The sequence below is a fragment of the Gilliamella sp. wkB72 genome, from assembly GCF_001693745.1.
GTDB classification, from domain to species: Bacteria; Pseudomonadota; Gammaproteobacteria; order Enterobacterales; family Orbaceae; genus Gilliamella; species Gilliamella apicola_E.
The window spans coordinates 1-21,631 of sequence record NZ_LZEI01000030.1 but is presented as its reverse complement, the minus strand read 5'-3'; the positions used below and the strand labels follow the sequence as shown (position 1 = coordinate 21,631).

At 32.4% G+C, this 21,631-nt stretch carries 19 protein-coding genes and 1 pseudogene; 5 read left to right on the top strand and 15 right to left on the bottom strand.

Annotated elements, in window-relative coordinates; all coding sequences use genetic code 11:
* Nucleotides 1-17: 17 nt before the first annotated feature.
* The 5 genes and pseudogenes from hfq to tsaE all read right to left on the bottom strand — a co-directional run bounded on the left by hfq (nt 18) and on the right by tsaE (nt 4,585).
* Nucleotides 18-263, bottom strand: a complete 246-nt coding sequence (gene hfq / locus A9G07_RS11830; protein WP_065561904.1) for an RNA chaperone Hfq — start codon at nt 261-263, stop codon at nt 18-20.
* A gap of 311 nt (nt 264-574) precedes the next feature.
* Nucleotides 575-1,486 (bottom strand): tRNA (adenosine(37)-N6)-dimethylallyltransferase MiaA, encoded by a 912-nt coding sequence (miaA, locus tag A9G07_RS11825; protein ID WP_065735272.1) that lies wholly within the window; start codon nt 1,484-1,486, stop codon nt 575-577.
* Complete coding sequence (gene mutL, locus A9G07_RS11820) at nt 1,483-3,336, bottom strand: DNA mismatch repair endonuclease MutL (protein ID WP_065735271.1); 1,854 nt, start codon at nt 3,334-3,336, stop codon at nt 1,483-1,485. Before mutL ends, miaA begins: the two co-directional genes overlap by 4 nt.
* 20 nt (nt 3,337-3,356) lie before the next feature.
* Nucleotides 3,357-4,049, bottom strand: a pseudogene (locus A9G07_RS11815) (N-acetylmuramoyl-L-alanine amidase); the annotation flags it as partial.
* A gap of 68 nt (nt 4,050-4,117) precedes the next feature.
* Nucleotides 4,118-4,585 (bottom strand): tRNA (adenosine(37)-N6)-threonylcarbamoyltransferase complex ATPase subunit type 1 TsaE, encoded by a 468-nt coding sequence (tsaE, locus tag A9G07_RS11810; protein ID WP_065735269.1) that lies wholly within the window; start codon nt 4,583-4,585, stop codon nt 4,118-4,120.
* 135 nt (nt 4,586-4,720) lie between these two features.
* Between tsaE and tusB the strand changes: the two genes are divergently transcribed.
* The 3 genes from tusB (at nt 4,721) to A9G07_RS11795 (ending at nt 6,796) form a co-directional block, all read left to right on the top strand.
* Complete coding sequence (gene tusB / locus A9G07_RS11805; RefSeq protein ID WP_065561899.1) at nt 4,721-5,002, top strand: sulfurtransferase complex subunit TusB; 282 nt, start codon at nt 4,721-4,723, stop codon at nt 5,000-5,002.
* A gap of 122 nt (nt 5,003-5,124) precedes the next feature.
* Nucleotides 5,125-5,688, top strand: a complete 564-nt coding sequence (locus tag A9G07_RS11800; protein ID WP_065561898.1) for a Sua5/YciO/YrdC/YwlC family protein — start codon at nt 5,125-5,127, stop codon at nt 5,686-5,688.
* Nucleotides 5,689-5,692: 4 nt separating this feature from the next.
* Nucleotides 5,693-6,796 (top strand): anhydro-N-acetylmuramic acid kinase, encoded by a 1,104-nt coding sequence (locus A9G07_RS11795; protein WP_065735268.1) that lies wholly within the window; start codon nt 5,693-5,695, stop codon nt 6,794-6,796.
* Nucleotides 6,797-6,805: 9 nt separating this feature from the next.
* Here A9G07_RS11795 and kdgR read toward each other — a convergent pair whose 3' ends face one another.
* The 4 genes from kdgR to A9G07_RS11775 all read right to left on the bottom strand — a co-directional run bounded on the left by kdgR (nt 6,806) and on the right by A9G07_RS11775 (nt 10,143).
* The gene (kdgR, locus tag A9G07_RS11790; RefSeq protein WP_081299433.1) at nt 6,806-7,600 is read right to left on the bottom strand and encodes a DNA-binding transcriptional regulator KdgR; all 795 of its coding nucleotides are present in this window, start codon (nt 7,598-7,600) and stop codon (nt 6,806-6,808) included.
* A gap of 111 nt (nt 7,601-7,711) precedes the next feature.
* On the bottom strand, nt 7,712-8,032 hold the full coding sequence (locus A9G07_RS11785) for a cupin domain-containing protein (RefSeq protein WP_065561895.1): 321 nt from the start codon (nt 8,030-8,032) through the stop codon (nt 7,712-7,714).
* Nucleotides 8,033-8,127: 95 nt separating this feature from the next.
* Entirely contained in the window at nt 8,128-8,922 is a 795-nt protein-coding gene (locus A9G07_RS11780; protein WP_065735277.1) for a gluconate 5-dehydrogenase, read from the bottom strand.
* Nucleotides 8,923-8,970: 48 nt separating this feature from the next.
* Nucleotides 8,971-10,143, bottom strand: coding sequence for an oligogalacturonate lyase family protein (locus tag A9G07_RS11775; protein ID WP_065561894.1), 1,173 nt, complete (start codon nt 10,141-10,143; stop codon nt 8,971-8,973).
* Nucleotides 10,144-10,375: 232 nt separating this feature from the next.
* On the opposite strand from A9G07_RS11775, the gene A9G07_RS11770 reads away from it, so the two are divergent.
* Entirely contained in the window at nt 10,376-11,011 is a 636-nt protein-coding gene (locus A9G07_RS11770; protein ID WP_065735267.1) for an RpiB/LacA/LacB family sugar-phosphate isomerase, read from the top strand.
* 225 nt (nt 11,012-11,236) lie between these two features.
* On the opposite strand, the gene A9G07_RS11765 is transcribed toward A9G07_RS11770, so the two are convergent.
* The 4 genes from A9G07_RS11765 to A9G07_RS11750 are packed head-to-tail and all read right to left on the bottom strand — an operon-like array spanning nt 11,237 to nt 17,856.
* A complete protein-coding gene (locus tag A9G07_RS11765) occupies nt 11,237-13,480 on the bottom strand; it encodes a right-handed parallel beta-helix repeat-containing protein (protein WP_065735266.1) in 2,244 nt (747 codons plus the stop codon).
* A 35-nt stretch (nt 13,481-13,515) separates the two neighbouring features.
* Entirely contained in the window at nt 13,516-14,682 is a 1,167-nt protein-coding gene (locus tag A9G07_RS11760; RefSeq protein WP_065735265.1) for a pectate lyase family protein, read from the bottom strand.
* A gap of 18 nt (nt 14,683-14,700) precedes the next feature.
* Entirely contained in the window at nt 14,701-16,257 is a 1,557-nt protein-coding gene (locus A9G07_RS11755) for an SGNH/GDSL hydrolase family protein (RefSeq protein WP_065735276.1), read from the bottom strand.
* Nucleotides 16,258-16,293: 36 nt separating this feature from the next.
* Entirely contained in the window at nt 16,294-17,856 is a 1,563-nt protein-coding gene (locus A9G07_RS11750; protein WP_065735264.1) for an oligogalacturonate-specific porin KdgM family protein, read from the bottom strand.
* A gap of 301 nt (nt 17,857-18,157) precedes the next feature.
* On the opposite strand from A9G07_RS11750, the gene A9G07_RS11745 reads away from it, so the two are divergent.
* On the top strand, nt 18,158-19,663 hold the full coding sequence (locus tag A9G07_RS11745; protein WP_065561888.1) for an MFS transporter: 1,506 nt from the start codon (nt 18,158-18,160) through the stop codon (nt 19,661-19,663).
* Between the two features lie 63 nt (nt 19,664-19,726).
* On the opposite strand, the gene A9G07_RS11740 is transcribed toward A9G07_RS11745, so the two are convergent.
* Together A9G07_RS11740 and hda are read right to left on the bottom strand one after the other, a co-directional pair.
* Nucleotides 19,727-20,506: a Cof-type HAD-IIB family hydrolase gene (locus A9G07_RS11740; protein WP_065561887.1), complete on the bottom strand. Its 780-nt coding sequence runs from the start codon at nt 20,504-20,506 to the stop codon at nt 19,727-19,729.
* A gap of 1 nt (nt 20,507) precedes the next feature.
* Entirely contained in the window at nt 20,508-21,191 is a 684-nt protein-coding gene (gene hda / locus A9G07_RS11735; RefSeq protein ID WP_065561886.1) for a DnaA inactivator Hda, read from the bottom strand.
* Between the last annotated feature and the right edge of the window lie 440 nt (nt 21,192-21,631).

The following is a 21,631-nucleotide window of genomic DNA, read 5'->3' as shown; positions in this document are numbered from 1 at the left end:
ATTCTCCACCCAACTAATTAGCTTTCGCTGTCCTCTTCAGGTTGTGATATCAATCCAGAAATTGGTCTTGATGGTACCACAGTTGAGATAGCGTGCTTATATACCATTTGGCTAACAGTATTTTTTAATAAAATAACAAACTGATCAAATGATTCAATTTGTCCTTGTAATTTAATACCGTTAACTAAATAAATAGATACAGGAATATGCTCGCGACGAAGCAAATTTAAATAAGGATCTTGTAATGACTGCCCTTTTGACATGAGTTTATCCTTTAAGATGAAATAAAAATATAAAGATAAAATAAGTTTACAATCAACATAATAATTTAATTGATCGCAATATAAAATACTTATGTAGTATTTACCAAAATAACATAAAAAACTCAGCTCTTAAACTAATCAACAGTAATTTATGCACAAATAACTAAAAATTTAATAAATTAACGAAATTTATACAAACAAGTAACCTTAATCGTTAAGAAAAGTAGAAATTTTTTTAAGAAATGAAAAAATTTAGCGTATTATAATAACCAATAGAAAAAATACCAAAAACTATTACTACTATTTGTAACTTAAAAAATCTGATTAAGAACTGAATCTATATTATCATTATTTAACCATGTTATCGATTGTTTCCAACCTCTAAGCCATGTAATTTGCCTTTTTGCTAATTGGCGAGTAGCACAAATTCCTTTAAAAACCATTTCATCATAACTAGTATCGCCATTTAAATATTCCCACATTTGACGATACCCTACGCAACGTATAGAAGGTAGATTTAAATGAAGATCGGGGCGCTGCATAAGTTTTTTTACTTCATCTTCAAAGCCTTGATCTAGCATTTGTAAAAAGCGTTGTTCAATTCGTTGATGTAATTCTGCTCTATCTTCCGGCATGATAGCTAATTGCATAATATCATAAGGTAATGCATCACCACTTTCTTTAGTTAATTCAGTTAAACTTTTACCAGTAATAAGATAAACCTCTAATGCTCGATTAAGGCGTTGTGGATCATTGGGATGGATTCGCTGAGCTGATATAGGATCAACTTTTTTTAACTCCTCATGAATCGCTTGCCAACCTAATCGATTTGCTTTTTCCTCAATTTGATCGCGAATATCACTATTTGCCGCAGGAAGAGGAGAAAGTCCTTCAATTAACGCCTTAAAATACAACATTGTTCCACCAACTAATAATGGCGTTCGGCCATTACTTAATGATTTTTCTATTTCTACAATCGCATCATGCCTAAAGTTAGCAGCAGAATAACTTTCTGCAGGGTCACAAATATCAATAAGTTTATGTGGATATTTAAGTTGTTCTTCTTTAGTTGGTTTTGCACTGCCAATATCCATACCTCGATAAATAAGTGCGGAATCAACACTAATAATATCTATAGGATACTTGTCGTAAAGCGCCATGGCATAAGCAGTTTTACCCGATGCGGTTGGCCCCATTAACGAAATAATTTTTGGTTTATTCATGATAAAATTGATTGTGAAAAAGATTGAAGATCAATCGGATATAAAAAGCTATCTTGTTGTAATAAATTAATATCTATCTGTTCTAATTGTACTAATAACTCGATAGCTTTAGTTACATTCCAATTTTCAACAGAATCATCTCCACAATTTTCAACCAACCAAGCTATAATTTGCGTTGGATCGAGCACATCCTTACCGGATGATAAAAGAAACGAAATTAAAGTTGGTAATAATTTTTGCCAATTTGTAGTTCTTAACATTTTTGGCACATTATGCAAATGCAATTTTGCTTTATCAATATAAAAATCAAAGCCTAAAAACTTCAATTGTTCTTGATAATCATTTAATACTTTTTGTTCTTTCTTATTAATCAAAATTGTCAATGGAATGAGTAATCTTTCTGACTCGTTAGATAATAATTTAACTGAATTTACTTTCTGTTGAGCAACCGACAACTTCATTAACATGAACTTTTGTTGATTATTTTCTGATTTTTCAATTAAGGCTATATCTGGTTGAATAACCGTTAATACTTTACCAAATTGTACTAGTGAAGATCTATCAATTTGCTGATGTAGTGATTGCAAAGGTACATTTCGTTTAGGAAACAATCCCTCAATAACCGCTTGTTGTGGTGCAGTTATAGAACTATCATCATCCGATAATTCAAAAGATTTTAAGAGCGTTTTTTCTATTGCTCCTTTTAACTTAGTATCAACCAATTGCCCATATAGTCTATTTTCTTTAACATGATTAATTGCTTTTTTAGGTAATGCGCTAGTTGGTGAATAAGTTTTATTCTCAGTTTTATTATTAAAAATATTCTCACCAGCTGCTTGCCGATTCGGCATCATTAGCACATTTTCGTCATTGGCAAGTTGTTGGTTTGACTCAAGCGCCATGACAATAGCTTGATAAACAAAGTCATGCACCAATCTTGCTTCATGAAAACGCACTTCATGCTTAGCTGGGTGAACATTCACATCAATTTGTTTAGGGTCGATCTGTAAAAAAATGACATAACTCTGTTGTTCATTAGTCCGGCTACTATAAGCTTGACGCAAAGCATGATTAATTAATTTATCTTTTATTACCCGCCCATTAACATAAAAATATTGCAACTCACTCACTTCACTGCTACTTACCCATCCTTGGATGAATAAATCATTATGTTGCCAATCTAATTTTATTGCTTTTTGAACAAATGTACGTCCACAAACTAATTCAACACGTTTTTCAAGAAGTGATTCTCGATACTGTTTGACGAGTTTCCCATTGTGCTGCAAATTAAAAGTAATATCAGGTCTAGCAAGTGCAATTCGACGAACAAACTCCTCAATATGCATAAATTCTGTTTTATCAGTTTTAAGAAAGCGACGTCTAGCAGGCGTATTGTAAAACAGATCAAGAACTTCAACCGTCGTTCCAACAGGATGTGCAGCCGGTTTAATTGTTGGTTTCATTTCACGGCCTTCAGCATAAACTTGCCATGCTTCAGACTGATCAGCTGTGCGTGAAGTTAAGGTTAACCGAGCAACAGAACTGATACTTGCCAACGCTTCACCACGAAACCCCAAACTCATTATGGTATCTAAATCATCCAACGTATTAATTTTGCTGGTTGCATGGCGAGCTAAAGCTAATGCCAATTCATCTTTAGCAATACCATTACCATTATCACGAATACGAATTAATTTACTGCCACCTTGTTCAACATCAATATCAATTTGAGTACTACCAGCGTCAATGCTGTTTTCAACTAACTCTTTGATCACCGATACTGGTCGTTCAACCACTTCACCAGCAGCGATTTGGTTAGCTAATTGAGGAGATAATATATGAATAGCCATTAATGCTGTTTTCCAAATTTAGGGTTCTGTTTGACATAATTTTTTATACCTTGATAAATCAATTTAGCAATTTTATCTTGGTGGGCATTACTTGCTAACAAACTTTCTTCAGTTTCGTTAGTAATAAATCCAACTTCAATTAATATTGAAGGGATATCAGGTGAACGCAATACACCTAAACTTGCATGTTCAGGCCTATTCTTATGCAATTTAATAACACCTTTCATCTCTTTTAAAACCTGAGTTGCTAATTCATAGCCAACCTGCTGTGAATATGAAAACTGTAAATCTAATACTGCTTGGCTTAAATTTTGGTCATGATCATCACTTAATGCGTCACCTGCACCACCTAATAATTGCGATTGTTTTTCATCTTGTTCAAGCCAGCGCCCCAATTCTGTATCCGCTCGCTTAGTAGATAATACCCAAACTGATGCACCAGACGCGCTACGATTAGGTGCAGCATCTGCATGAATAGAAATTAATAGGTTTGCTTTACTTTTACGAGCAATATCAGAACGTTGAGGTACAGAAATAAAATTGTCCGTGCTACGTGTTAATACGCCTTTGAAGTTAGGATCTTTATTCAATAAATTAGTTAATTTTTTTGCTATCGAAATGGTGACATTTTTTTCGTATAACTTATTTTTACCAACGGCACCAGAATCCTTACCACCATGACCAGCATCAACAGCAATAACGACTTGTGAAGCATAAACTGAGCCACAAAGCAGTAATAATATAAAAAAAGTGAGTATTTTTTTCATTTTTTTCGCTAATTTTATTGGTTAATAATAGCTTGCCCTTTTTCACTGTTTGCTTGCAAACAAACTGTACGTTCAAGCGCCAAATAAGCCAAATGAATTTCAATATCGGCAGGAGGTAAAATACCTTCAGCCTGCATAGGCCACTCAATTAAACAAATTGATTTCGATGAAAAATATTCACGAATCCCCATAAACTCTAACTCTTCTGGATCAGCTAATCGATATAAGTCAAAGTGATATACTGAAAACATATCAAATTGATAAGGTTCAACAAGAGTATAAGTCGGACTTTTAACATTTCCGACATGTCCGAGCTGCTGCAAAAAGCCACGGCTAAACGTTGTTTTACCAGCACCAAGATCGCCTATCAGATAGATAACAATTGCACTATCATGATTAGACAAATATTTTAAACACTGCTCAGCCAATTGTTGACCAAACAGAATTGTTTCTTGTTCATTGGCTAAAATAATAGGTTTCATGACGAATTCTTTGCTCAATAAATAGTCCTTATTATATACTAATAAAGATGTACCAAGTAAAATTAACTCTAATTTATATCAAAAAAAGTTGAGGAACGGGGTTTTTGAAGGGTAATTTAAAGGTAAAAGGAACAAATGCTACATACCATCACAACAAATAACCAATCAACAATTGATCCAACGCTAATTTCAGCGCAAGATGCAGTACTTTTCTGGCAAAATGGCGTAATTATAGCTTGTCAAAATAATCCCATATTGAAGGCTATTTTACAAAATACCCAAAATTGTTTTGTGCTTGATAATGATATTAATGCTCGTAGTTTAGCTTCACTAATAGATCCAAGAGTAAAAATAATCAGTATGCAGCAGGTTGTTGATTTAACTGTTAACTATTTCCCACAAATGAATTGGGAGTAATTTGACTAATTATCTTAAACCAGTATTTATCTTAATATCACTGCTACCATCTTCAATTTGCAAATAGGCTTACCTCAGTTTAATATAATTTTTAACAATAGTTGGTAAACATACAAAATTTAATGGCAAACTTATTAAGTCTTTTAGAAATCAATTCATTATTAAAAAAAGGTGAAGTGGTTGCTTATCCAACTGAAGCTGTTTTTGGTTTAGGTTGTGATCCCGATTGTGAATCAGCAGTTTTTAAATTGTTAAAATTAAAACAACGTTCAGTTGAAAAAGGTTTAATTTTAATTGCGAGTCACTATGAACAACTGATCCCTTATATTGATCAATCGGCTTTGACTCAAGTTCAAAAACAGATGGCTATTGATAGTTGGCCCGGTCCTAATACTTGGGTTTTTCCGAAAAATATTAATACACCAAATTTTTTGAGCGGAAAATATCATTCTATCGCCGTTCGCGTTACTGATCATCCATTAGTATGTAAACTTTGTGATTTATTTGGTAAGCCATTAGTTTCGACAAGTGCCAACCTTTCTGGTCATCAATCTTGTAAAACAGCAATAGAAGTTGCAAACCAATTTGGTCAATTTTTTCCAATTTTAGATGGTAAAACCGGTGAGCGTTCACAACCATCAATCATCCGGGATGTCCAAACTGGCACTATCATTCGACAAGGATAATATTATGCAAAATTTATACATTGGCGTAATGTCAGGTACCAGTATGGATGGTGTTGATATTGCATTAGTTGATATTACTGATGGGAATATTACTTCGATTGCTAGTGATTGCTACCCAATGCCAACTGAAATTAAAAGCCAATTATTAACGCTTTGTAATAGTAAGCAAACTACATTACAAGCGCTCGGTGAGCTTGATCACCAACTTGGTATGCTTTACGCAAAAAGCATTGATCAGTTTATAAAGCAAAATCATATTGATAAAAAACAAGTTAAAGCCATCGGTTGCCATGGGCAAACTATTTATCATTCTCCTAATAGCCAACATCCCTTTACTATGCAAATTGGTGATGCCAATATCATTGCTGCTAAAACAGGCATTACAACAATTGCTGATTTTCGTCGTAAAGATATGGCTTATGGTGGCCAAGGAGCACCATTAGTTCCGGCCTTTCACAAAGCGATATTCTTAAATCCGTCAATTAACTGTGTTGTTTTAAATATTGGTGGTATTAGCAATATTTCCGTTCTAATACCAGGCCAACCTGTAATTGGTTATGACACTGGGCCAGGCAATGTTTTACTTGATAGTTGGATAAATAAAAATCTAGGGAAAAACTACGATAAAGACGGCTTATGGGCTAAATTAGGAAAAGTTGATCAAAGTTTATTAAATACGTTATGTGATGAAAATTATTTTCAACTACCAGCCCCCAAAAGTACTGGTAGAGAATTATTTAACTTAACTTGGCTTAACCAAAAACTCAGTAACTTCAATCTAAACGCTCAAGATATTCAAGCAACACTCGTTGAATTTACTGCTACCACTGTTGCTCATGAGATTAATAAATTATCAATAAATGCTCATTTACCTTGTCAATTGCTAGTTTGTGGCGGAGGAGCAAAAAATCCTCTGATTATGAAACGATTGTCAGCATTATTACCAAAATGGGAAGTTTTGACCACAGATGTGAAAGGGGTAAACAGTGACGATATGGAAGCGATTGCTTTCGCTTGGCTTGCATATTGTAGGATGAATAATATTCCATCTAATATTCCAGAAGTAACTGGAGCAAACCAAGCGGTAAGCTTAGGAGTTATTTATTAATAATAACCTTTAATCTGATAATTTTGATTGCTTATTATAACCAATTAGTTCAGATATTTTAGCGGCAGCTTGGCTAATTTCACCGACAAGTTTAGCTTCATCTTCTGCTGTATTACATCTAAAGATAGAGGTTGATAAACTTAAGGCTGCAATAATATTACCTAAACGATTATAAATTGGCACAGCAAAACAACGTAAACCAAGCTCTGATTCTTCATCATCTTTGCCATAACCTAAACGTTTAACTTCATCAAGTTCAGCAAAAAATGCCTCTTTATTAGTGATTGTTTTAGGTGTGTATTGAACAAAATTAATGCCATTTACTAAGCTTTTTTTGCTTTCATCATCTAACCAAGCCAACAAAACCTTACCTAATCCACTGGCATGTACAGTTGCTTGATTACCAATTTTAGAGGTTAAACAAAGACTATACTGTTCAGATGCCACTTTATTAATATAAATAATTTGGTCACCTTCACGAACGGCTAAATGGATCGTTTCTTTAGTTTTATCCCTTAGCTTTCTCATTTCTAAATCAGCAATAGCTAAAAAGTTTTGGTGATAAAGTACACGGTTGCCTAAATCAAGTAATTTTAAATTAAGAGAATATTTATCTGAATCTTCTTCTTGATTAACATAACCTAATGATTTCATGGTTTGTAAAAAACGATAGGCTGTGCTTTTGGGCATCATTACTTTTTGCGATAATTCTGATATAGCAATGTCTTTAGATTCGGATAAAGCTTCTAAAATTCCGAAAACTTTTAAAACCGAAGCAACCGATTCTGGTGAGCTATCATTCATTATTAGCACATCTCCTTACTAAAAATTAGTCATTATTCTATTATTAAATGATCAACTAGAACAAATCAAAATTATCGAAAGTATATCATAATTAATAATGAACTAGCTATTTTATAAAAAATCTAATCTTTGAGGAGTAAACATATCAAGCAAAACACCAGCTTGTTTGCAAACACAACCATGTTCAATATTGGGTTTTTTATATAATGTATCACCAGCACGAACAATCTTAGTCTCATCACCGATAGTAAATTCAAATTCACCAGACAAAACATAGGTTAGTTGTTCATGTGGATGATGATGCATCGCACCAATTGCGCCAGTTTCAAAATGAACTTCAACCGCCATCATATTACCATCATGAGCTAAAATTTTACGTTTAACCCCATTTCCTAAATCAATTAATTCAATATCTGAATTAAAACAAAACATGACATTACTCCTAAATTTATAAAAAAACAGAGATAATAAATAATATCCTTTTATTTTATTATCTCTTAAATTATCTAATTTTTAACCTTATTTTATTAAGGTTGTTTACCGATATAAGCTAAAATACCACCATCAACATAAAGAATATGGCCGTTAACAAAATTTGATGCTTCCGATGCTAAAAATACGGCTGCACCAGCTAAATCATCAGGAGTCCCCCATCGGCCTGCCGGTGTTTTAGCAATAATGAACTGATCAAATGGGTGACGAGAACCATCTGCTTGTTTTTCACGTAATGGCGCAGTTTGAGGAGTGGCAATATAACCTGGACCAATACCGTTACATTGAATATTGGCATGACCAAATTCAGAACAGATATTTTTGGTTAACATTTTTAAACCACCTTTAGCCGATGCATAACCAACAACCGTTTCACGGCCAAGTTCACTCATCATTGAACAGATGTTGATAATTTTGCCACTTCCTTTTTTGATCATTGAAGGAAGGACTGCTTTTGCCATAATAAATTGACCTGTTAAGTCGATATCAATAATTTTACGATAATCAGCCGCACTTGTTTCAAGCATTGATTTGCGTTGAATAATACCAGCATTGTTGACTAAAATATCAATCACACCATGTTCTTTTTCAATTTGAGCAATCGATTTTTCAACAGCAGCTTCATCCGTAATATCAAATAGATAGCCATGGGCATCAATACCAGCTGCTTTATAAGCATCAAGTCCTTTTTGTAAATTTTCAGGCACGACATCATTAAATACGATTTTCGCTCCGGCACCGGCTAATGATTTTGCTATCTCAAAACCGATGCCATAAGAAGCGCCCGTTACCAGCGCTATTTTATTGTTGAGTGAAAATTTATTTAAAATCGACATAATTATATTCTCCGTTATAGTTATGATAGACAAAAAGGTCTATCACATTTCTTCTAATATGTTAGCTGGCACTTTGGTTAAATAAAGTGCAGGTTCATCTTGTGCATCACATGAATATAAAACGTATTTATTATCAGGTGAAAATGATGGATGAGGGTGAGTAACTTGACGATCACCATCTAAAACTCGCCATGTACTATTATGCTTAACCAACTTATGAGCTGTTTTTGTTTTAGGTGCTAAAATATAAAGCCATGGATCATTTTCAATTTTATAGCCACTTGTATCAATTACATCTACAGGACTGCCTGTTCCATCACCAATATAAAGTGTGCCATCAAAATTACTCATTAAGTGCGAACAAGCTGGCATCTCCATGATTTCTTTATCTTCATCAGTTACCGGATTATAAAGACGAATATATCGTTCTTGTTGCCCTTTCATATAAGATACATAAGCTAATCCAGAACCATCTGGAACCCAAAATTCATGAGTGCAACTTTCACCAGGTAAATTATCATGCGCTTTTCGTTCATTTTTACCATCACGATCAACCAACCAAATTCTTGCATCAACTAAATCATGAGGACCTTCATGGCAAAATGCGATAGTTTTATCATCAAAAGGTCTAAAAATTGGGTGACCTAACCATACATTCTGATCAATAACTGTTTTAGCTACACCTGTTTCAATATCAATCTTGATTAAACGGCAGTGTGGATTCTTATCATAAAATGCTTTAAATATTGTCCAATCGGTAAGTGGCGTCCAATCTTTTTTATCAATTTCAATTCCAACAATTTCATTACAATCACTATTAGCAACCCATGTGCCATAACCAACCCATTCATCAGGAACAGTATAAACATTTTTTTCTTCTAACGTTTCAAGATTAACTTGTTGTAAGTTGCGTTCATTTTTAACATAGTATAAAAATTTATCATCTGGTGATAAAAAACCACCGAAAGTATTATCGCCAGGTCCTTCAGTAAGTTGTTTTGCTGTTTGTTTTTCAATATCGAGTAAATAATAGTTACGATGAGTATCAAATTCACCAGCAAAAAGTAATTTTTGACCATCATTGGTAAAACATTTTTGATAAAAATAATTACGGTGGCATAAAATACCTTCTGGCGTTAACCGAATAATTTCATTTTTTGAATCTTCATCTGTAAATGATGAATATGATAGCCTTACGATATTCCCCTTAGCCATATGAACTCCCTGAATATAAATATAATTAAATGTTTAAAAGATTTTCATTTATTAAATATAGTAATATAAAAATTAAGACGTTTTTGTGACTTTCATCACATTGCAATAAATTTATTAAAACATCGTTTTATTTTAGTTAAAAAAATTGATATATTTTTGGGTAGGATTATAATGAAAACGAAATGTACTAATATGCAATTAGTTATTATTTCTATCAAAATAGAGGAAAATCATGAAAATAGCACTAATGAACGAATTTAGCCAAGCTGCTAAAAATCCAATTATTTTAAATGAATTAAAAAACGCAACTGAGAAATATGGACATACTGTTTTTAACGTCGGCATGGATGGCGACAATGATAAAAAATTAACTTATGTTCATTTAGGTATTATTAGCGCTATTTTATTAAACAGTAAAGCCGTTGATTTTGTTATCACAGGTTGTGGAACAGGACAAGGCGCATTAATGGCGTTAAATGCATTCCCTGGTGTTAACTGTGGTTATTGTATTGAACCTACTGATGCTTATTTATTTGCACAAGTAAATAATGGTAATGCGTTATCACTTGCTTTTGCTAAAGGCTTTGGTTGGGGTGCAGAACTCAATGCTCGTTATATTTTTGAAAAAGCATTTGATGGCGAAAAAGGATTGGGTTATCCACCTGAGCGTCGTGAATCTCAAAATGCTAATGCTGTAATTTTAAATGATATGAAAAATGCAGCGGGAAAAAGTTTAATTGAAGCATTGAAGTCAATTGATCAATCATTACTTAAAGATGCGATCAGAGGTGAGCGTTTCCAAAAATGTTTATTTGAAAATAGTCAAGATCCTGAAATAACCAATTACATCAAAAGTTTACTAGCTTAATTTAGAGTTTACTACATCCTTCAATTTTGTGCCATTTCAACTTAACTGGTGAAATGGCTCAATTCTCTATTTTTAATTGTTTCTAACTTAAATTGAATAAATTCTAATGTATTTTTTATTAACAAATGATTAAACCGATTTAATTTAAAAATGGAGGAATGACATTGTTGATTGAAAAGATTAAAAGTGCTAAATCTTACTAGATCTAGCACTCTATTATTTTAATTATTTAGCTCTATTTTTTTCGATTAGCGTTTTTAGCTCTTTTGGTAACACTATATTACCGTTTTTATCTCGAGTGATTTTAAAGTCACTATTTCCTTTCCATAATTGATTGCTGGTTACAGATTTAAAATCTTTACTTTTAATCTGTGGTCCAAATGAATCTTTTATCGCTGATTGCCAGCTATCACGAATAGAATAGTTGTGTTCAAAAATGACCACTGGTTTTAAAAATTCATAGGGATTAGCGCGTAAAATATAATTATACCTCGCACTATTGATCGAAATATTATTATTCATGATATAAGAACCAGTATTAAAATTATCAGTAAAGCCATCCATATTATTATTTAAGGAAATTGAATTGATAATTTTATGATTTACCGGTTGACCTTCTGCTCCTAATTTAAAGCCATTACCTATACTCCCTTTAGCAATATTGGGTTTTGAAAAAGGAAAACCGTTTGAATATGTAACAGAACTATCAATTAATACCGGATCATTTGGGCCATCTTCAATCTTGTTATAAAGATCGAAACCATCATCAGTATTATTATGAGCAATACACCCTCTAAATACATTCCCTTTACCAACACCCAATTTAGCGGCAAAACCATCAGCATTTTTACCTGATTTATCCATATTATTATAAGAATCAGAGTTAAGAATTAGGTTATAAGATGGCCAATAAATTCGATTTTGATTTTTCTTTTTAGCTGAGATTGCCAAACCTGTATCACTATTATTACGTGTAATAACTTGATCAATCACATTATGACTGCCCGAAATTCTTAAATAAGCTGGTTTATTATCTTTATCATCAATATTTCCATCAAAGATAACCTTCTTAATAGACCAATAGTTGCTATCTAAATTAAACGTAGTGTTAATAAAAATCGCTTTATGCTTATTAATGGCTTGTATGGTTTTTAATTTACCGGGTAATCCACTTAATTGAGCCGGAAGAGTTATGCCGTCATAATAACCATCCATCAAATGAATAATACCGCCCGGTTCAACGCTATTAACAGCCGTTTCGAAATCAACCGGTGATTGTTTGGTACCTTTATTATCCTTTTTACCTTCTGGCGAAACAATAATATTAGATAAATTTTCAATCGATGATTTATTTAGATTAATTGTAAAAATTTGAGTATTATTTTTTGCATTAGCTGTAAATTCAACAGTAAAGGTGTTACTTCCATCTTTTAGCTGAGCTGGAAACTGTAATAACTTACCAACTTCCGCATTCAACGTTTTATTAATTTCTTTAACAAATACGGTACCTGAAGTATTTGGGAAAAATTGTAATGTATAATTTTTACTATATACATCATTCGGTGATGATAAAATTAACGTTGGTTTAATATCAACAATTACCTCAGGTTTAGCGGGTAATTTATCATAATCAACCGTTATATCACTGAGGGTTAATTTAGAATTTTTGAACTCAACTTTTGCGTTTCTAGAAGCAAAAAAGCCGACATAAATATTTTTGTTATCTTGTTGATTTAAGAATCCTGAATAATCATTGGTTGCCCACTGTTTCTCTTCACCAGTCGCATTATTTTTCATCGATAAGATAAATTGATCTGCCGTTCTGGTCATTGTTAAATGCATACTTTTAACATCAACATAATTAACATTTTCAACATAACCAACTTTCTCAATTGATATGCCTTCATTACCCCATGCTTTTTTTACACCATCACGTACTAAGCCGGTTACTTTTACTAAATTATCATTTTTTTGATTTTGAGTAATTAATGCATTCATAATTACATTTGAAGCATTTGGAAACTCCTCATAACCAGCCGGCTGAGGATCACTTCTAGCTACGCCAATAGTATCACGAGCAAATAAACCCACCGCTTCTTGAGCGGCAGGCGTTTTTCCATCCACTTCAGGTCCTATTTGCTCTAAGGTAACATCACTTTCTAAAGTAAAAGTTTGATTAACGGGTAATTGAGTATAAAAAACCACCATTCCATCATGCGAGTTAGCAATTTTACCACCTCGACTTTCTAAATAGAAATCTGACGGTAATTGATAAGGTTGATTTGGAACTAAATAATCTTTTTGACCAGCAATCCATGCATTATTGGTTCCCACTTTTTCAGGCTTGATAAGTGAGGCAAAATTTAAGTCAGTCGATTGGCCAAATGCTATCGCTTTCCACTCTTGTGCAGAAGCTGCGCTAACATAAAGCGAAGACAGACAAAGTATTGAAGTTAATATTTTTTTCATTGTGGGTCCTAACATTTTTGTTTATTTCAATAATTCTAAAGCTTTCCACTACCGACTAATCGTCCATAGTTTTTACTAAATTGCTTAATATCATCCACGCTATATTGATAAGGCACAGACCAATTCAAATTATCAACAAAACCACATGATGATAATTTCAACTTAGATTGATTAAATAGAGAATTATTATCCCGAAGGTTATCGCCTTTAAACTGTTTAGCTACTTTGCAGTTATCTTTTAAACCATCAATCATAAATTGATTATTTTCCGAAAGCACACTACCTTTATAGCCTAAGCCAATAGAGTATTGATATGGGTATACAGTTTTAGATTTATTAACCGATCCTTTAAACAGGTTGTTATACATGTGGATTTTGCCGAACCTTACTCTTGGTGCGCGTTGAGTGATGTCTAAAAAAACATTATGATGAAGCGTGATATTTAACTTATTCTCATCCTGATCAGCATTTTTATCACTATGGCCAATTAACATAGTTTTATCATGGTTTTCAAATAGACAATAAGAGATAGTAATGAAATCACTACCACGCTTAATATCTAATAAACCATCATGTTGTACATATTTCCAGCCATCTTTTTCCTGGTACATATCATCGGTAAATTTACCATCAGTTAGAGTGACATGATCAATCCAAACATAAGTTGAGGTAATAATATTTATCCCATCCCATTCAGCATTCCATCCATCTCCCTCTTCAAATTTTGGCGCAACATCAATTGGTGCTTCAATTTTTAAATTTCGAATAATGACATTATTTACTTTAGACAACATAAGTGAACCATTGATAAAACCAGCATTATTACCAACACCAATTAATGTGGTATCACTAGGAATTTTGATCAACGAACGAGATTTTTGATCATCAAAGTCTTTGTAAGGTTTGCCTTCACTAATATCTATAATCCCAGAGACTTGAATAATACGAGGCTGATTTTTATTGATCGCAATCGCATCTAAAAGATCTTTTTTGTTATTCACCATAAAGATCATTTTTTCATTTGCTTTAGCGCCACCGATCGTGCCCGTATTTGTCGCTAAATCATAACCACCAAAACCGTCTCTTGGTGCAACATCACGAGCTTCTCTAATTTTGATAGGAGACGGAGATAATGCATGACATGCAGCAATAGATGAATTAATTGCCAAAGGAACTAATAGCGCAATGATTAATTTTTTCATTTAACAAATACCTTTTTATTAGTTAATCTGAGTTTGATCGAAAGTGATTCCTTGCTGTAACCAAGGATCGTTGTTTATGGCATTAGCAATAATTTTGGCGATAGCTAATGCGCCTTTTTCTTGAAAATGCGTTGCATCAGGATTGTTAATCACGCCAGAAGTTTGATTTTTATAATAAGGATATTTAGGATCATTAGGATCTACAGCTAACCAGTAAGACTGCCAGTCATCTTTGTGTTGGTTCGCAAAATCAATACTAAAGGACTCCAAATCAATTAAAGCAACTTGATTGACTTTTGCCGTATGTTTAATCGTATTCGAATAATCTCCCCAATAAGCAAAACCTGGTTTATTGGCGGTATAATGCGTATGACTAACAGGATTAGTATTTTGATAAGCAATGTTATTATTCTTATCTTTATAACGGGTGACTGGTGTCATTAAAATTGGCGTCATATCCAACGCTTTTGCCACAGCGAGATAACCTTCTAAAGAGGATTGGAATGACATATTTTCTTGCGTTGATGGATACTGTTTTTGGTTATTATCATCATTAGGATAAGTGCATAAATTAGCAACATCCACTTTACCTCGTTTCGGATTGTTACCGTTACATTTTTCATCATTATGTCCAAAAGCGATGATCATATAATCGCCTTTTTTCATTAAAGGGATCAGTAAATCGAACCATCCTTCAGTTTTGAAACTACGGCTTGAACGGCCTGACTGTGCGCCATTGATGACAACCGTATCAGCCTTATCATCAATAAACTGATCAAAAACTTGGCCCCATCCCATTCTTGGATAAACTTTTTTATCATAGTTGGACGCAGTCGAATCACCTAAAATAAAAATACGTTGCTTAGCATTTATATTTCTTTCTTTTTGCTTAACTGCCTGATCATAATCAAAAGGTGAATCTTGGCTAATGGGTCTTAAACGCATATCAAACAATACAGTACCACTTACTTTACCAGTAGAAGAATCGTATCCACGATTAAAGTACATTACATTAAGTAGCTTGTTAATATCTGGATTTTCGGTGGTAAGTGGATCAAAAGAATTAGCAATAATACCTACTTGGCGTAATGCTTTATCAAACAGCAAATGATAATTTTTATAAGCATGGCTTAATGCAGCATCATCTATTGAAAAAGATAATTGATTATCAGTAAATTGTTCTGGGCCTAGAAGATTGATTTGTTTAGCTAGTTCACTAGTTAAAAAATCAGTTAATGGATTAATATTAACAGTATTTTTTTCATCTTTTTGTAAGGTATGAACGTATGAAACCAAACAATTACCGTTACACATTTGCCCTTCATCCGCTTTTCGGGCAAGTGAGTTTTCATTACTAAAAACAATTAGTGGTGGAGTCAGTTCAGAAACATCTTGTTGATAAAACCCATCGCTATTAGTCGCAGTTTTTAAAATTTTATTATTCACATCACGGACTATCACCGATGAAACAACTGGTTTATTAACATAAACATAACCTTGTATTACAGTACTTGCCAATACTTGATTGATTGAAGAGACAACCAATAAAAATCCGAAAAAAATTTTCTTTATCATTTTTTCACCACTAACTGTTTTTAACACTTTTATCGATTAAAACAAATAAGATAATCCTAGTGCTAACTTAGCTTCCCTTGCGTCAGAATGAACACTTTTTGCCACATCTTCTGCAGCAAAGTTAACTTGCCAAACTTTGGTTGCTTGCCAATTTATATCCAGTTCTTGTTGATAATCATGCTTTTTATCATTGTGTAATACATAGTTTCCTTTTAAGTATGAGAAGCGATAGCCAATGTTCCAATCAGGAGTTAGATTAATATCAGTACCTATATCAAAACGATTGCGCGCTCGATTATCGACATAACCTTGAACACTATCTTCGCGTTTACTTCTTGAAACTTTGCGATATTCAAATCGATATTGGCCATAAAAAGATAGATCATCACTTTGTAACCAAGTCAATTTTAAAGCGGGAGAATAACGAACACCTGGACGTTGTGAATCACTTACATCACCTAACTGATAATGGGGTAAGTTTTCTTTACTTTTAGCTTTATAACCACCACCTGAATAGAATCTAACTTCCATATTTGGTGTTAGTATCCAATTATCAGCTAAATAAAAATTGTAACCTCCATAAATTTGATAATGACTAGAAACAATATCATCAAAGAATAATCTATTTTTTAATTGGTTATAGGTATTTACACTTAGACCAACATAGCCTTTTTTATCAAAATCAGTATATAGACCAAAACTATCACCATGGTAATGTGAAGTTAAACCATAATGATGTGCATATTTGAAATAGGTTTTATAAGCGAAATTAGAATCTTTGCTATTTGATTGACCGAATGCGTAATTGAAACCAACTTTAAACTTAGCTTGTCGAGTATTAGTGGTTTTATTTTTCGATACATCAGAAATAGAAAAATAAGGACGGAGTAATTTTGAATAATTATAGGTAATTTTAAATTCTTGCTCATAATCAGTTTTTTTATTGTTATAAGCTTTATATTCATTTTTAGAAAAACCGTTCCTCAATGCTTTATAAGAATTGTTAGTATAATCACCAAAATAATAGTTAAAGGTATAGGCAAAGTTAAATGCTTTTATACCAGAATACATTAATGCCCAATCTAAACGATTCCTTCCTGTATTACTACTAGCAACATATTTAACTTGTTTGCCAGCTATTTTTGCTCTTTTATAACGTTCAGCGTGAGATATTTTTTTCCATTCATAACGATAGCGCAAACTTGTTGACCAATCACTATTAATTTTATAACTATATTTCAATCCTGGTTGATAAAGAGTTGAATCTTTGCTGAAACCTAATTCTAATGATGGAATAATCGATCCCCAGCCATCATCAAGCGTAAATGTTTTTTGAATAACAACACCACCCGATCCACCTTGCATATCATCATATAAAACATCACGTTTGTTTCCACCACCTTCAGTAACACCAAATTTAAATTCATATTGCCAACTATCGTCAGTTTTATGAATTAACTTAATTGTATCCCCATGAATCCTATCCATAGATTTCCAGTTATGTTCATATTGAAAAGTTGTTTGACCAGCAAAAGAATAAATAGGAAAGGTAGACAGAAACATTAAAAGCGGTATTTTTTTTAATTTAAATTGACTCATTATTGTTTTCCTAAATTTTTAAATTTATTTTTGAAATACTGTTTTATATTTTTTATTATTTTATTAATTTTTTCTGTTAATAAGATCACAGTTTCAGAAAACAATTCAAAAAAAACAATAACTACATGATATATTTAATTTTTATTTAAAATAATATTAATATATATACCTTAAAAATCAAAATAATTTGTTACCAACGTCACATTTCTAAAAAAAAATTAAAATTAATTTGTATAAATTTAGTATTATTTCAATAATAATTTTAAAACAGTATTTCATAATTATTAAAGGAAATAGATTTATGGCTGATAATCAGAAAAAAATAACCACACTCACTCGATTTTCGTATGGTAGTGGTAATTTGATAGGAAGTGGTGCTCTAGCAATTAGTGCCGCTTGGTTACTATACTTTTATACAACATTTTGTGGACTTTCGGCATTTCAAGCAACGTTAATTTTTTCTATAGCTACCTATTTAGATGTAATTTTAAATCCACTAATGGGTTTTATTACTGATAACTTTAACCATACAAAACTTGGACGTCGATTTGGTCGCCGTCGATTCTTCATCCTATTTGCTATTCCATGTATGATTATTTACCCATTACTTTGGGTAGATGGGATGAATTTCTGGTACTACTTAACTACTTATATTTTATTTGAATTCATCTATACCATGATTATGATTCCATATAATACTTTACCGGTAGAGATGACTAAAAACTTCGATCAAAGAACTTACCTAGCAGGTTCCAAAGCGATGTTTGGTAAAGTAGCAAACTTCTTAGCTGCAGCTATTCCTGGTGTATTTTTCTATCTATTTGATGGTAAAGACTCTCCACTACCATTCTTATTAACAGGTATTACTTATGCATCTATTATGGCGATAGCACTAATTTTACTTTATTTTAATAGCTGGGAAAAATCAGTTGATGAAATTGAAGATGAAACAACTTCTGGCCTTTGGGAAAGTATTGTTAAATTATTTTCAGATGTTTTTTCAACTTTCCGTTTAAAAACTTTTAGAAACCATTTAGGTATGTATCTATTTGGCTTTGGTGCTGAATGGTTATTTGCGGCAACATTTACTTATTTCGTAGTATTTAACTTAGGCCAACCCAAAACCTTCGTTTCACAGATGAACAGTTTAAGTAGTATTTGCCAATTAATCTCAACTGCCTTTTTCATGGCTTGGTGTGTAAAACGTGGATTCAAAAGACCATTTGTTATTGCAATATTGATAGTAATATCTTCGGTAATCGGCTATATCGGTGTCTACTACTTTAATATGCCTCATGTTACATGGATTGTAATTGGTATTACTATTTGGTTTGGATTAGGAACGGGTGGTGTTTATTATATTCCTTGGAGTGTATACACATTTTTAGCAGATATCGATGAAGTACTAACAGGAAGACGTCGCGAAGGTATTTATGCTGGTGCTATGACCATGGCCGGTAAATTAATGCGTGCAACTATCGTCTTTGTCTTAGGTATTGTATTGAAATATTCTGGTTTTGTGTCTGGCGTAGATGCTGTTCAACCAGAGAGTGCCGTTACTGCAATTAACTTAGTATTAATCTTCGGTGTGTGTGGAATGGCACTATTAGGTATCTTCTTCACATATCGTATGAAATTAGATAAATCGACTCATGCACTTATTATTCAAGAACTTGATAGATTAAAAAATGGTGGCAAAAAACAAGATGCAACACCAGAAATAAGAAGTTTAGTTAAAGAGTTAACTGGCTTTGAATATGACAACTGTTTTGGTAACAATAATGTAGGCTTTAAACAACACCACTAAACAAAAGTAATATAATTAAACTTAAAATCATCTAATCTAAACAATTAGATGATTTTTTTTATCTTAAATTAATCCAAACTTTTTCAATGCCTTCGCTATGCCATCATTATTATTGGTATCAGTGACATATTCAGCTTTTTCTTTTAGCTGATCAACCGCATTGCTCATTGCTACAGGATGGTCAACGGTTAGGAACATTTCAAAATCATTCATACCATCACCAAAGGCATAAGTAGGTACGTCATTAAAACCTTTAGTTTTTAATAATTCTTTAATGCCATTACCTTTAGAACCGCCATGATTAAAAACATCAACACAATAATGTGTATTACGGATAAACGTCAATTCAGGAAAAACTTCTCTATAAGGTGATTCGCCTTGTTCACAAAGCAGTAATAACATTTGAATCGGTTCTTTTAAGTAAATTTGATCATCAACAGGAGGTACTTGTTGTTTTAAAGAAGTATAGAATTTTTGAGCTGGAAGACTGTTTTCACTCACTCGCATAGTCTTATAGCTATAGAAAGATAATGGAATATTCATCTTTTCTCTTGAATATTCATATAATCGAGTAATGAGATTTTTATCAATATTGTTTGTGAAAACGACCTCTTTTTCATAAATAACTACTTGGCCATTCATACCAATAATTGAATCTATACCAGTATCCCTCATCAAATCAACCGCTTCAGGTGGTGTTCTACCAGTTGCAATTATTGGTACAATATTATTTTGTTTTAGTTTTCTAATTGCATCATAAGAACTAGGTAACACATCTATATCTTTATTAAATAAGGTTCCATCTAAATCGAAAAAAACAATAGCTTCAGGTTTCTTTTTCATTTCATAAATCCAAAATATGTTTAATAAAAGGAATGGTTAATTTGCGTTGTTGAGCTAACGTAGCTACTTCAAACTCTTCCATTAGAGAAAATAAAGTTCGCATATCGCGATTAACACGTTTTAACAAAAATAATCCAACTTCCGTTGATAGCTCAAATCCACTTAGCTTAGCCCTAAGTTGTAAAGCTTTTAGTTTATCCTCATCACTTAACTCTTTTAACTGATAAACTTGCCCCCACGTTAACCTTGATACCAAATCAGGTAGTATAAAAGGAACTTGTTTTGGAGGAGCACTGGCAGTTATCAATAATTTACTAACGTTTTTTTCGGTTAAACGATTAAAAAGATCAAATATTGCTTCTTCCCAATCACGATGACCTGCTATCGCATCAATATCATCTAAACAAACCAAATCATAATTATCTAAACCTTGTAAAATCTCAGGTACAAGTAGAACATGTTGTTTTAAAGGAATATAGCTTGCTAACTTATTTTGACATGAAGCATGTAATAGATGAGTACGACCAGCGGCACTTGCTGACCATATATAAAAGACGTTGAAGCCTTCCTTATCAAGTAAGGTTTGCAAAGATTCAAACAATAATTGATTATTACCTACATAAAAACTATCAAATGTTTCGTTATTAGGTAATATAAAAGGTAAAGGCAACTGTGAAAGAGTAATAAAATAACCTCACAATAAAAATATAATCTTACTAAGTATAAATTTGCTTTTACAAAAATCAATCACTTTTACAGCAAACAAATAAGTTAACGAAAGTAACTATCAAAAATTAATATATCAATCCTAAAAAACTAAATAATAACCTAATTAAAAATTAATTTAGATATAGAAATTAATCCATTTTATTATTATCTAATACTTAAAAAAACATTTTAACCTTTTCCTAAATAGCTTTTAATAAGTACTATTATTTTAAGTGATGATGGTACTGCTACCTCACAGCACTTCCGAATTAAAAGAAACAAATACTTATAATCCTACTTTTAAACATTAGTTACATTAGCTTTCTACTAAAAACACCAATATCTTTTAGAAAAATATCTTTTTCAGGTATTTAAAAAAACTAATAAAATGATAATTAATTATCCTATTCTTAGGTA